The sequence below is a fragment of the Streptomyces sp. P5F9 genome, from assembly GCF_057961495.1.
Genome location: NZ_JBXVPZ010000317.1, coordinates 1 through 11,485, shown reverse-complemented (window position 1 = coordinate 11,485; position 11,485 = coordinate 1). Strand labels below are relative to the sequence as shown.

Genomic DNA, 11,485 nt, shown 5'->3' with positions numbered 1-11,485 from the left:
GCCTTGATTCCGGGGGCGCGTACGGAGTCGTCCGGTACTGAGGAGCGGGACCTCGCGGCTTGAAGGCTCAGGCTGGAGGTCGGTTCGTCGGCTGCGGGTGCGTTGTGGCTGGGCGCGCAGTTCCCCGCGCCCCTTAGGGCATTGCGCAACCGGAGCTGACTAGAGCCCCTGGGGATACGTGAAGAAGTGACTCGGGTCGTACTGCTTCTTCAAGGTGGCCAGGCGGGTGGCCGCGTCGCCGTAGTACGCCTTGCGCCAGTTCGTCAGGGTCGGGTCTGTGTAGTTCTGGTAGGCCGCGCCGGAGGCGTAGGGCTTCATGGCGTTGTGGAAGGACGTCAGCCAGGACTGGGCTGACGTGCCGGCCGTGCCGGAGGGCCAGGAGACTATGTACTGGGCCAGGATGCGGGAGCGGCGGTGGACGAAGGCCGTTGCCGTGGGGGAGACGCGGTTGACGGCGCCGCCGAGGGCCGTCAGGGCGATGTCGCCGGAGTTGCCCCGGACCGCCTTCATCTGGTTGAGCATGGTCTGGATGCCCGTGGCCGAGATCGAGCGGTCGAAGAAGTCGGAGCGGCCCACGTAGGTCTCCCGCGCCAGCGCGCCCTGCGGGGAGCGGCCCGGGGTCGAGCCGGGCAGGTGGCACTGGGCGTCCGTCGAGAACGACGAGCAGCCCGCGTACGCGTTCATCGACTCCTCGTACGTGTGCCGCTTCAGCGAGACGCTCGACGCGTTGCCGCCGACCAGGTGGGCCAGCTTGTCGACCGCGTTCTGGAGTTCGTTGTAGGTGCCCAGGGAGAACGCGGCCACTGAGACCTTGGGGGTGCCGCCCGGTCTGTTCGTCAGGTGGCAGGACGACCAGATCTCGTCGGGCTGGTCCGGGCCCCACTCCTGCCAGGCCTTCACCACGGCCGCCGCCATCGACGACGGCCAGGTCAGATAGCCCGATACGGCCTGGGGTGCGGGGTGGGTCTTGAACTGCAGCTCCGTCACGACGCCGAAGTTGCCGTTGCCCGCGCCGCGCAGCGCCCAGAACAGCTCTTTGTTCTCAGTGGAGTTGGCGACCAGCTGCTTGCCGTCCGCCGTGATCAGCGTGGCCTGGGTGAGGCTGTCGCAGGTCAGGCCGTACGCCCGGGAGACCACGCCGTGGCCGCCGCCCAGGGTGAGGCCGGAGACGCCGACCGTCGGGCAGGAGCCCGCGGGGATCGTCACGCCGTTCGCGGCGAGGCCCCGGTACACGTCGATCAGCTTGGCGCCGGCGCCGACGACCGCGGAGGAGCCGCTCGCCCGGATCTTGTTCAGCTTCGACACGTCGAGGATGAGACGGCCGTCGCCGGAGGAGTAGCCGGCGTAGGAGTGGCCGCCGTTGCGGATCGCGACGCGGATGGTGTGGGCGCGGGCGTAGGAGAGGACCGAGCGGATGTCGTCGGGGTTCGCGACGTACGCCACCGCGGCGGGCTTCAGGGAGTCGAAGCGGGTGTTGTAGAGCTGGTGGGCCGTCTTCCAGGAGGCGTCACCGGGGCGGACCAGGGTGCCGTCCAGCTCGCGGGCCAGGGCGGCCCAGTTGGCGGCGGCCGCGGCGGTCGTGGTGCGCAGGCCGGTCGTGCCCGTGGCGGAGGCGTTGGTCGCCGTGGCGGTCGCGTCACCGCCGCCGGTGTTCCTGCCGTTGCACGCGGTGGCCGCGACCGCCGCTATTGCGGCCACGCCGCCGCCTATGAACGAACGCCGTTCCATTTCGCCTCCTGTGGGGTTCCGTCAAGTGAGATACGGGCCGGACCCGACAAGTTCTCGTGCGCATGTCACAGGTTCGGAACAGGCAGATGCCCCGTGGCATCCGTCCTGGCCAGGCTTCTCGCCCGTCTCGCCGGGCCCCGCCAGCCGCAGACGCAACGGGCGAAGCAGAAGGGGCCCTGCTCGACCGTCGTCGTGCGGTGTTCGGGATGTACGGGGGGAGCCTGCCGTTCGTCCTGCTGCGCCACATCGACCAAGGTACCGAGCCCGGGTAAAGCGCTCGTATGGCGGTCGCGCGACGCCCATAGGGCGGTTGTACGGCCGCGACGACGCGTGACGGGCCCATCTACCCGTCGTTAAGCGGAACGACAGGGCCCGTGACGACGTACGGGGGTACGGCAGGCTATGGAGCGGCAGCGGACGGGGATCCTCCCGGTCGGGCGGAGCCGGGACCGGTGGGCGGCAGGCGGGGCGGTCGTCGCGGCGGGACTCATGGTCGGGGTCTGTGTCGGCGCCGGTGGGTGCGGTGCCGGTGACGGGGCGGCGACCGCGGACGCGCGCGGCGGTGGGGACGCGGTCGCGGTGGTGCGGCGCGCGGCCGACTCCCTTGTGGCGGCGGGGAGTTCACAGGCCCGTACGTCCATGGAGATGGCCACCGGCGGCACCCGCGTGACCATCCGCGGCGAGGGCGTCTACGACTTCCGTCGGCAGCTCGGCCGGCTGACGGTGCAGTTGCCGCAGGACCCGGCCGGCGCCAGCGAGCACCGGCCGATCACCGAACTCCTCGCGCCGGGCGCCCTGTTCATGAAGAACAGGGGTGCCGGGGTGCCCGCAGACAAATGGGTACGGGTCGACACGGGGACGCTGACCGACGGGAACCTCGTGACCGGCGGCGCCACCGACCCGTACGCCGCCGCCGAGTTGCTGCGCGGGACGACTACGGCGACGTATCTGGGGAAGACGGAGGTGGCCGGGGCCTCCGTGCGTCACTATCGGGGGGTCGCCGATCTCGCCGTCGCCGCACGGAGCGCGTCGGCGGGGAACGAGGCGGCTCTGAGGTCGGCGGCGAAAGGGTTCGCCACCGCCCGGGTGCCCTTCGACGTCTACCTCGACGACCAGGGCCGCGTCCGCAAGGTCCGCCAGCGGTTCAGCTTCGTCAACGGGCAGCGCCGTAGCGCCGTGGCGGTCGCCTCGACGACGTTGCTGTACGACTTCGGGGCCTCCGTGGACGTACGACTTCCGGCGTCGAAGGACATCTATGCCGGGCAGATCGCCGAGAAGTGACCTGAATCGATCGGTGTGGGTCGGGGTGAGGACTAGCCCGTCCGTGCCATGCGCGTTGTGTAGACCGCTCCCTACTCTAGGAAGTCGGTGACGGCAGAGAAGAGGTGATGCACGTGGCTCCGGTCGGCGGTACGGCAGTTCAGGACCACGTGGCCCTCGCCGAGATCGAGCTGTGCGGAGACCTGATCATCGCGGCCTCGGCCGCCGAGGACCGGCTCAGCCTGGAGAGCATCGACGAGGTGCTGAAGGTCGCCGAGGAACGGGACGCGTCGTCCTGTACGCCCGACTAACCGGTCGGGCCGCTCGCACTGGTTAGTTACGTACGGAGGAGTCGGGCGATCGCCTTGGTCGCCTCGTCGACCTTCGCGTCGATCTCCTCGCCGCCCTTGACCGCCGCGTCGGCGACGCAGTGCCTCAGGTGTTCCTCCAGGAGCTGTAGCGCGAACGACTGGAGGGCCTTCGTGGAGGCGGACACCTGGGTGAGTATGTCGATGCAGTAGACGTCCTCGTCGACCATGCGCTGCAGACCGCGGATCTGGCCCTCGATCCGGCGCAGGCGTTTGACGTGCTCGTCCTTCTGGTGGTGGTAACCGTGAGTGACCGGTTCCTGAGCCAGGTCTTCGACCAGCTCGTGTGCCGGTTCTCGCGGCGGTTCTTGCGTCGGTTCGGAGGGCGCTGCCGCCGCGCCGGCCTCGGTGGTCGTCATCGCGTCCATCGCGTCCTCCAGACATATACCCCTAGTGGGTATATCGTAACGAACTTTGCTGGGTATAGGGCCCTTGGTACGCCCCCGTGCGGATCACTGTGCCTGATGGGCGACACTGGGGGACGGCCCATTAGCCGTGGCCGGATGATGCACTTAGCATCAGCCTGACCGAAACCCATGCATCCCGAGGACCCCTTGTGCGCTTTCGTCTGACCCCCAGGGAGACGAGCTTCTACGACATGTTCGCCGCGTCCGCGGACAACATCGTCACGGGCTCGAAACTCCTCATGGAACTGCTCGGGGCGGACACCGCCGGCCGGGCCGAGATCGCAGAGCGTATGCGGGCCGCGGAACACGCCGGTGACGATGCCACGCACGCGATCTTCCATCAGCTGAACTCCTCCTTCATCACGCCCTTCGACCGCGAGGACATCTACAACCTCGCTTCCTGCCTCGACGACATCATGGACTTCATGGAGGAGGCCGTCGACCTGGTCGTCCTCTACAACGTGGAGGAGCTGCCCAAGGGCGTCGAGCAGCAGATCGAGGTGCTGGCGCGGGCGGCGGAGCTCACCGCCGAGGCCATGCCGAACCTGCGCACGATGGAGAACCTCACCGAGTACTGGATCGAGGTCAACCGGCTGGAGAACCAGGCCGACCAGATCCACCGCAAGCTGCTGGCCATGCTCTTCAACGGCAAGTACGAGGCCATCGAGGTGCTGAAACTCAAGCAGATCGTGGATGTGCTGGAGGAAGCGGCGGACGCGTTCGAGCACGTGGCGAACACGGTGGAGACCATCGCCGTCAAGGAGTCCTGACCTCTCCATGGACACCTTCGCTCTGGTCGTGACCATTCTGGTCGCGCTCTTTTTCACGTACACGAACGGTTTCCACGACTCCGCGAACGCCATCGCCACGTCCGTCTCGACCCGGGCGCTGACTCCGCGCGCTGCGCTCGCGATGGCCGCCGTGATGAATCTCGCCGGTGCGTTTCTCGGTTCCGGGGTCGCCAAGACGGTGAGTGAGGGGCTGATCGAGACGCCCGAGGGGTCGAAGGGGATGGGCATCCTCTTCGCCGCGCTCATCGGCGCGATCACCTGGAACCTGGTCACCTGGTACTTCGGGCTGCCGTCGTCGTCCTCGCACGCGTTGTTCGGCGGCATGGTGGGGGCCGCGCTCGCGGGCGGTACGGATGTCATCTGGCACGGGGTCGTCGACAAGGTCATCGTGCCGATGTTCGTGTCGCCGGTCGTCGGTCTGGTCGGCGGTTACCTGGTGATGACGGCGATCATGTGGATCTTCCGGAAGGCGAACCCGCACAAGGCGAAGCGGGGGTTCCGTATCGCGCAGACCGTGTCCGCGGCCGGGATGGCCCTCGGTCACGGTCTCCAGGACGCGCAGAAGACCATGGGCGTCGTCGTGATGGCCCTGGTGATTTCCGGCCACTCGACCTACGGCGATCCGATTCCGGTCTGGGTGAAGATCGTCTGCGCGCTGATGCTGTCGCTGGGGACGTACGCGGGCGGGTGGCGGATCATGCGGACGCTGGGGCGGAAGATCATCGAGCTGGATCCGCCGCAGGGGTTCGCGGCGGAGACCACGGGTGCGGCGATCATGTTCACCACCGCGTATCTCTTCAAGGCGCCGGTTTCCACGACGCATGTCATCACCTCGGCGATCATGGGTGTCGGGGCGACGAAGCGGGTCAACGCGGTTCGGTGGGGTGTTGCCAAGAACATCGTGCTGGGGTGGTTCATCACGATGCCGGCGGCCGCGGTGGTGGCCGCGTGCTCGTTCTGGGTTGTGGACCTCGCGTTCCTGTAGCCCTCGCTTCACACTGGTCGATGGCCTGCTCCGGTCTCCGGAGCGGGCCATTCCTGTGAGAGTGCAACCGCTTTCTCGAAAACCCGGTGGTGGCGCCGGGATCGCTGCTAACTTCTGGGGCTCAAGCGTTCGAATAGAACGCGCCATACGAGGGTGGGGGTCCCTATGTCCAAACTTCGTCGTCACCTCATGTCCGGGGCGGGGGTGGCGTCGGCTCTCACGGGCCTGCTCCTCTACTCGGCCTCTCCCGCGTCGGCTGCGAGAGCCGAGGCCGAGACCGTCGCGTCGGGCTCGTACGTCGACTGGGCCGGATCCATGTACTTCGAGAGCTACGGCGACCATTTCGGGGTCTGCGACAACAAGGCGGACGGCGCCGGTGTCATCGGCTACTGGAAGGTCGGTGCCAGCGGCACCGAGCACTCGATCTACGACGGCAACGGCTCCGGCAACTGCGAGTACGAGAGCCACAACGTCTCCGAGACCTCGTACGTGTACATCCAGGTCTGTCTCCGGGACGACGGTGATGTGAAGGAGAGCACGTGCAGCGCCTGGGAAAGGCAGTACGCCGGTAGCCCCCTCTAGGACTGCTCGGCCGGACAAACGGACGGGCCCGCCCCCGGGAGCCGGGGGCGGGCCCTTTTCGGCCTCGCGGTGGCACCGCCATGCAGCACCGCGAGGGGTTCTTGGGGCCGGCGTCTAGCCGAAGCGGCCCGAGATGTAGTCCTCCGTGGCCTGGACCGACGGGTTGGAGAAGATGCGTTCCGTGTCGTCGATCTCGATCAGGCGGCCGGGCTGGCCGACCGCCGCGAGGTTGAAGAAGGCCGTACGGTCCGAGACACGCGCCGCCTGCTGCATGTTGTGCGTCACGATGACGATCGTGAAGCGTTCCTTCAGCTCGCCGATCAGGTCCTCGATGGCCAGGGTCGAGATGGGGTCGAGGGCCGAGCAGGGCTCGTCCATCAGCAGGACCTTCGGTTCCACCGCGATCGCCCGCGCGATGCACAGTCGCTGCTGCTGGCCGCCCGACAGGCCCGAACCCGGCTTGTTCAGGCGGTCCTTGACCTCGTTCCAGAGGTTCGCGCCCTTGAGGGACTTCTCGACCACGTCCGACAGCTCGCTCTTCTTGTAGCTGCCGTTCAGGCGCAGGCCCGCCGCCACGTTGTCGAAGATCGACATCGTGGGGAACGGGTTCGGGCGCTGGAAGACCATGCCGATCTCGCGGCGGACCGACACCGGGTCGATGCCGTGGCCGTAGAGGTCCTCGTCGTCCAGGAGGACCTTGCCCTCGACGCGGCCGCCGGACGTGACCTCGTGCATGCGGTTGAGCGTGCGCAGGAACGTCGACTTGCCGCAGCCGGAGGGGCCGATGAAGGCCGTCACCGAGCGGGGCTCGACCGTCATCGAGATGTCTTCGATTGCCTTGTGGGAGCCGTAGTAGGCGGTGAGCCCACTGACGTCGATTCGCTTGGACATGACTGCTTCACTTCCAGACTTCAGAACGGTCGCTGAGGGGGTCGCGGTCAGCGACCGGTCTTGGGGGCCTTCCAGCGGGCGATGCCGCGGGCCACCAGGTTGAGGATCATCACGAAGGCGATCAGGGTGAGCGAGGCCGCCCAGGCGCGGTCGTAGGCCGCTCCGGCGCCCGCGCTCTGCGCGAACTGCTGGTAGATGTACAGCGGCAGCGACGCCTGCGCCCCGTGGAACGGGTCGTTGTTGATGAACGGGTTGCCGAACACCAGCAGCAGGACGGGCGCGGTCTCACCGGCGATACGGGCCACCGACAGCATGATGCCGGTGGTGATGCCGCCGATCGCGGTGGGGAGGACGACCTTGAGGATCGTGCGCCACTTCGGGATGCCGAGGGCGAGCGATGCCTCGCGCAGCTCGTTCGGTACGAGCTTCAGCATCTCCTCGGTGGAGCGGACCACGACCGGCATCATCAGGATGGCCAGGGCGCAGGAACCGGCGAAGCCGAAGGGCTCCATGTCCCACATGAGCATCAGGGACAGGATGAACAGACCCGCGACGATCGACGGGATGCCCGTCATGACGTCGACGAAGAAGGTGACCCACTTGGAGAGGGCGCCGCGTCCGTACTCGACCAGGTAGATCGCGGTGAGCACACCGATGGGGGCGCCGATCAGGGTGGCGAGGCCGACCTGCTCCAGGCTGCCGATGATGGCGTGGTAGATACCGCCGCCGGGCTCGGAGTCGGCGACCACGCCCATCGAGTGGGTCAGGAAGTAGACGTCGAGGACCTTCACACCGCGCGAGATCGTCGTCCACAGGAGGGAGACGAGCGGGACGACGGCGATGAGGAACGCGACCCAGACCAGGCTGGTCGCGATCCGGTCCTTGGCCTGGCGGCTGCCCTCGACGCGCGAGGCGATGACGTACGTACCGACGACGAAGAGGATCGCCGCGATCAGGCCCCACTGGATCTTGCTGTCGAGGCTGCCGGCCAGTCCGATGAGGACGGCCAGGACGACCGACCCGCCGGCGATCGCGTACGGCGACCACTTCGGGAGGGTGGCGCCCTGGAGGGTGCTCGCGGGCTTTTCCGCTACGGCTGCGTGGCTCATGCGTTGGCCCCCGAGTACTCCGCGCGGCGGGCGATGATGAGCCGGGCCGCGCCGTTGACCAGCAGGGTGATGACGAACAGGACGAGACCGGACGCGATGAGCGCGTCCCGGCCGTCCGCCGACGCCTCGCTGAACTTGCTGGCGATGTTCTGGGCGAAGGTTCCGCCGCCCGGGTTGAGCAGGCTGGCGTGGATGATGAAGTCCGGGGAGAGCACGGTGGCGACGGCCATCGTCTCGCCGAGCGCACGGCCGAGACCGAGCATCGAGGCGGAGATCACGCCGGAGCGGCCGAAGGGCAGCACCGACATGCGGATGACCTCCCAGCGCGTGGCGCCCAGGGCGAGGGCCGCCTCCTCGATCATCTGCGGGGCCTGGCGGAAGACCTCACGGCTCACGTTGGTGATGATCGGCAGGATCATGATCGCGAGCAGGACGCCGACCGTGAGCATCGAGCGCGGGGCGCCTTCGTCCCAGGAGAAGATCCCGGTCCAGCCGAAGTAGTCGTTGAGCCACCCGAAGAGCCCGACCATGTGCGGTACGAGGATCAGGGCGCCCCACAGGCCGTACACGATGGACGGTACGGCGGCCAGCAGGTCGATGACGTACGAGACCGGGCCGCGGAGCTTGCGCGGGGCGTAATGCGTGGTGAAGAGGGCGATGGCGACCGCGATCGGGACCGCGATGACCATGGCGATGATCGAGGACACCACCGTGCCGAACGCCAGGACGGCGATGCCGAACTTCGGCGGCAGCAGGTTGGTGTTCCACTCGAACGTGGTGAGGAAGTTCGCGTGGTCCTTGCTGATCGCGAGCGAGGCGCGATAGGTGAGGAAGACCGCGATCGCGGCCATGATCACCAACAGCAGGATGCCCGACCCGCGGGAGAGACCGAGGAAGATCCGGTCACCGGGTCGGGTGGCGCCACGGGCCGCGCGCTTCTGCTCCGCGGCGGTGGGCTGGGGGGTGGGAGGCGGTGCCTCTGCGGGGTTCTTTGTCGATATATCCATCGGGTTTCTCCGGTCTGCGGGTCCACACGTGCTGTGTGCGGTCCGTGGCGGCGGTGCACCGGACGGTGCGGCCGGGTCCCTGGTCCGGGACCCGGCCGCACACTCGGACTAGCTGATGCTCGCGATGGTGCTGCGAACCTTGGTGATGATCGCGTCGGGGATCGGCGCGTAGTCGATGGTGCTGAGGACCTTCTGGCCCTCCTCGCTGGCGATGTAGGTGAGGAACGCCTTCGTCGCGGGCAGCGTGTCGGCCTTGTTGCCCTTGTCGCAGACGATCTCGTACGTCACCAGGGTGATCGGGTACGCGCCCTCGGCCTTGGTGTTGTAGTTCAGCTTGAGCGACAGGTCGGAGCCGGTGCCGACGACCTTGGCGTCGGCGATGTCCTTGGTGGCGCTGTCGGTGCTGGGCGCGACCGGGGCGGCGGCACCGGTGTCGATGCTGACGGCCTTGACGCCGTCACCGACGTAGGAGAGCTCGAAGTAGCCGATGGCGCCGGAGGTCTGCTTGACCCCCGCGGCCACGCCCGCGGAGCCGGCTGCCGACTGGCCGCCCTTGGCCTGCCAGGCCTTGCCGCCGGAGTACTTCCAGTTGGCCGCGGTGGTGGCGATCAGGTACTTGGTGAAGTTGTCCGTGGTGCCGGACTCGTCCGAGCGGTGGAACGCCTGGATCTTGAGGTCGGGCAGCGTGGCGGACGGGTTCAGCTTCTTGATCGCCGCGTCGTTCCACTTGGTGATCTTGCTGTCGAAGATCTTGGCGAGCGTCGGGGCGTCCAGGACCAGGTTGTCGACACCCGGGACGTTGTAGCCGAGCGCGATCGGGCCGCCGACCATCGGGAGGTCGATGCCCTGGCCGCCGGAGCAGACCTGCTTGGAGGCGGTGACCTCTTCGGGCTTCAGCGCCGAGTCCGAACCGGCGAAGGCCAGCTGGCCCTGGTTGAAGGAGGTGACACCGGCGCCGGAGCCGCCGCCCTTGTAGTTGATCTGGACGCCACAGGCCTGGCTGAAGGCCTTGACCCACGCGTCGATCGCGTTCTTCTGCGCGGACGAGCCGTCGGCGAGCAGCTGCTGGCCCTTCTTCGCCGTGCCGCAGTTGGCGGCGCTGGCGTTGGCCGTCGACGAGCTGCTGCTGTTCGACGAGCCGCCGTTGTCGTCCGAGCCGCACGCCGTGAGGGCCAGGGCGCCGGAGACGGCGAGAGCACCGAGGGTGAGGGCCCGCCGGTTCATGCGCTGAAGCTTCACTTGAAAGAGTTCCTTCCGAGAGCCGCCGTCCTGAATTACGGCGGCGTGCGAAGACGGGGTGACGCGGGTGGCGACCCCCAGGTCGCGGCTCGCATCGCGTAAGGCCGAAAGTAGGCAGAACAGGTGAAGGCGCCTATGGGCATAAGTGAACGGAGGGTGAACCCCTGTGGGCGGTGCGGTTAGGTCACGGAACGCTCACGTCGAGGACACGGGCTGATTCCGGACTATGCCAGCTGCGGAGCGGCCGGGAGCGCGTCCGCGAGGGGATGGTCCCCCGGCTGGGTGAGGCGGTTCAGGACGGCCGCCGGGGAGAACCGCACGAGCCGCTCACGTCTCCCGCTCGTCCTCGTCGGTGCCGACGGCCATCAGCGCGAGAGAGATCAGGTCCCGGTCCCGCTCGTAGCTGAGCCGCTCGTGGGCCTCGTCCGGCCGCAGCCAGAGCAGCACATCGATCTCGTCGTTGGGCTGGAAGGCTCCGCCGGTCGCCTCCGCCGCCCAGTAGCGGACCTCTTTGGGCCGCCCCTGGTGGTCGAGGTACTGGGCCGACGGGAGCCGTGTCCCCAGACGGCACGTGCAGCCGGTCTCCTCCAGCACCTCGCGGCGGGCCGCCTCCTCGAACGTCTCGCCCCGCTTGAGCTTGCCCTTGGGCCACGACCAGTCGTCCCACTTGGGCCGGTGGACCAGCGCCAGTTCGAGGGCTCCGGCGGACGGGCGGCGCCACAGGACGCAGCCGGCCGCCTGGACGGTGGTGTCGTGCGTGGAAGTCACTGGTCGTTCACCGTCTCCTCCGTGCGGGTTCGTTCAGGGCGTCAGGCGGTGCCCACCGCCTGCTTCTGCCACGACTGCTGGAAGGCGAAGCGGGCCGCCTCCACCTCGTGGCGCTGGTCGGCGTGGAGCACGCCGAGCGCGTACGCGGTCGCCGGGGCGATGCGCGGGGTGCGGGCCGCCGACGCGGCCGCCGCCGCTGCCTCCGAGGCGTCCCGGTGCAGATTGAGGGCCTGGCCCGCCGCCAGCAGGCGTACGTCCAGTGGTGCGCCGTCCCCGTGCAGGACCTCACCGGCGTAGCGGTGCAGGCGCAGCAGCAGGCGTACCTGGTGCCAGGGGCCGTCCTGGGGGTG

The 11,485-nt window shown here is 68.3% G+C and carries 12 protein-coding genes and 1 pseudogene; 5 read left to right on the top strand and 8 right to left on the bottom strand.

The features are described 5' to 3' along the window. Positions 1–159: 159 nt before the first annotated feature. The gene (locus tag AC31A1_RS35880) at positions 160–1,728 is read right to left on the bottom strand and encodes an FAD-binding oxidoreductase (RefSeq protein WP_489657328.1); all 1,569 of its coding nucleotides are present in this window, start codon (positions 1,726–1,728) and stop codon (positions 160–162) included. 402 nt (positions 1,729–2,130) lie between these two features. Between AC31A1_RS35880 and AC31A1_RS35875 the strand changes: the two genes are divergently transcribed. Together AC31A1_RS35875 and AC31A1_RS35870 are read left to right on the top strand one after the other, a co-directional pair. Next, positions 2,131–3,009 carry an SCO4651 family lipoprotein gene (locus AC31A1_RS35875; protein WP_489657327.1) on the top strand — a complete coding sequence of 293 codons (879 nt, stop codon included), beginning with the start codon at positions 2,131–2,133 and terminating at the stop codon, positions 3,007–3,009. A gap of 107 nt (positions 3,010–3,116) precedes the next feature. Then, on the top strand, positions 3,117–3,299 hold the full coding sequence (locus AC31A1_RS35870; RefSeq protein ID WP_033281353.1) for a hypothetical protein: 183 nt from the start codon (positions 3,117–3,119) through the stop codon (positions 3,297–3,299). A 26-nt stretch (positions 3,300–3,325) separates the two neighbouring features. Here AC31A1_RS35870 and AC31A1_RS35865 read toward each other — a convergent pair whose 3' ends face one another. Next, positions 3,326–3,715 (bottom strand): metal-sensitive transcriptional regulator, encoded by a 390-nt coding sequence (locus tag AC31A1_RS35865; protein ID WP_489657329.1) that lies wholly within the window; start codon positions 3,713–3,715, stop codon positions 3,326–3,328. A gap of 197 nt (positions 3,716–3,912) precedes the next feature. Here AC31A1_RS35865 and AC31A1_RS35860 point away from each other — a divergent pair, with 197 nt between their 5' ends. The 3 genes from AC31A1_RS35860 (at position 3,913) to AC31A1_RS35850 (ending at position 6,121) form a co-directional block, all read left to right on the top strand. After that, the gene (locus tag AC31A1_RS35860; protein ID WP_043672967.1) at positions 3,913–4,533 is read left to right on the top strand and encodes a DUF47 domain-containing protein; all 621 of its coding nucleotides are present in this window, start codon (positions 3,913–3,915) and stop codon (positions 4,531–4,533) included. A 7-nt stretch (positions 4,534–4,540) separates the two neighbouring features. Beyond that, positions 4,541–5,539: an inorganic phosphate transporter gene (locus AC31A1_RS35855; protein ID WP_489657326.1), complete on the top strand. Its 999-nt coding sequence runs from the start codon at positions 4,541–4,543 to the stop codon at positions 5,537–5,539. A 165-nt stretch (positions 5,540–5,704) separates the two neighbouring features. Continuing rightward, complete coding sequence (locus AC31A1_RS35850; RefSeq protein WP_489657325.1) at positions 5,705–6,121, top strand: hypothetical protein; 417 nt, start codon at positions 5,705–5,707, stop codon at positions 6,119–6,121. Positions 6,122–6,235: 114 nt separating this feature from the next. Here the strand turns inward: AC31A1_RS35850 and pstB are convergent, their stop codons facing one another. From pstB to AC31A1_RS35820, 6 genes and pseudogenes are all read right to left on the bottom strand, one after another. Continuing rightward, on the bottom strand, positions 6,236–7,012 hold the full coding sequence (gene pstB / locus AC31A1_RS35845; protein WP_318017226.1) for a phosphate ABC transporter ATP-binding protein PstB: 777 nt from the start codon (positions 7,010–7,012) through the stop codon (positions 6,236–6,238). 47 nt (positions 7,013–7,059) lie between these two features. Then, entirely contained in the window at positions 7,060–8,121 is a 1,062-nt protein-coding gene (gene pstA / locus AC31A1_RS35840) for a phosphate ABC transporter permease PstA (RefSeq protein ID WP_489657324.1), read from the bottom strand. Next, complete coding sequence (gene pstC, locus AC31A1_RS35835) at positions 8,118–9,128, bottom strand: phosphate ABC transporter permease subunit PstC (protein WP_489657323.1); 1,011 nt, start codon at positions 9,126–9,128, stop codon at positions 8,118–8,120. The genes pstA and pstC overlap by 4 nt, the downstream gene beginning before the upstream one ends. 108 nt (positions 9,129–9,236) lie before the next feature. Continuing rightward, positions 9,237–10,367 carry a phosphate ABC transporter substrate-binding protein PstS gene (pstS, locus tag AC31A1_RS35830; RefSeq protein ID WP_489657322.1) on the bottom strand — a complete coding sequence of 377 codons (1,131 nt, stop codon included), beginning with the start codon at positions 10,365–10,367 and terminating at the stop codon, positions 9,237–9,239. A 327-nt stretch (positions 10,368–10,694) separates the two neighbouring features. Next, positions 10,695–11,135 carry an NUDIX hydrolase gene (locus AC31A1_RS35825; RefSeq protein ID WP_489657321.1) on the bottom strand — a complete coding sequence of 147 codons (441 nt, stop codon included), beginning with the start codon at positions 11,133–11,135 and terminating at the stop codon, positions 10,695–10,697. A gap of 41 nt (positions 11,136–11,176) precedes the next feature. Further along, a pseudogene (locus tag AC31A1_RS35820) lies at positions 11,177–11,485 on the bottom strand (CHAD domain-containing protein); the annotation flags it as partial.

What these genes read in the sequence shown, in the direction of transcription:
- pstC (WP_489657323.1), bottom strand. Translation starts at nt 9,128, where the DNA reads ATGGATATATCGACAAAGAACCCCGCAGAGGCACCGCCTCCCACCCCC.
- AC31A1_RS35880 (WP_489657328.1), bottom strand. Translation starts at nt 1,728, where the DNA reads ATGGAACGGCGTTCGTTCATAGGCGGCGGCGTGGCCGCAATAGCGGCG.
- AC31A1_RS35850 (WP_489657325.1), top strand. Translation starts at nt 5,705, where the DNA reads ATGTCCAAACTTCGTCGTCACCTCATGTCCGGGGCGGGGGTGGCGTCG.
- AC31A1_RS35865 (WP_489657329.1), bottom strand. Translation starts at nt 3,715, where the DNA reads ATGACGACCACCGAGGCCGGCGCGGCGGCAGCGCCCTCCGAACCGACG.
- AC31A1_RS35870 (WP_033281353.1), top strand. Translation starts at nt 3,117, where the DNA reads ATGCACGTGGCTCCGGTCGGCGGTACGGCAGTTCAGGACCACGTGGCC.
- AC31A1_RS35855 (WP_489657326.1), top strand. Translation starts at nt 4,541, where the DNA reads ATGGACACCTTCGCTCTGGTCGTGACCATTCTGGTCGCGCTCTTTTTC.
- pstB (WP_318017226.1), bottom strand. Translation starts at nt 7,012, where the DNA reads ATGTCCAAGCGAATCGACGTCAGTGGGCTCACCGCCTACTACGGCTCC.
- AC31A1_RS35875 (WP_489657327.1), top strand. Translation starts at nt 2,131, where the DNA reads ATGGAGCGGCAGCGGACGGGGATCCTCCCGGTCGGGCGGAGCCGGGAC.
- pstA (WP_489657324.1), bottom strand. Translation starts at nt 8,121, where the DNA reads ATGAGCCACGCAGCCGTAGCGGAAAAGCCCGCGAGCACCCTCCAGGGC.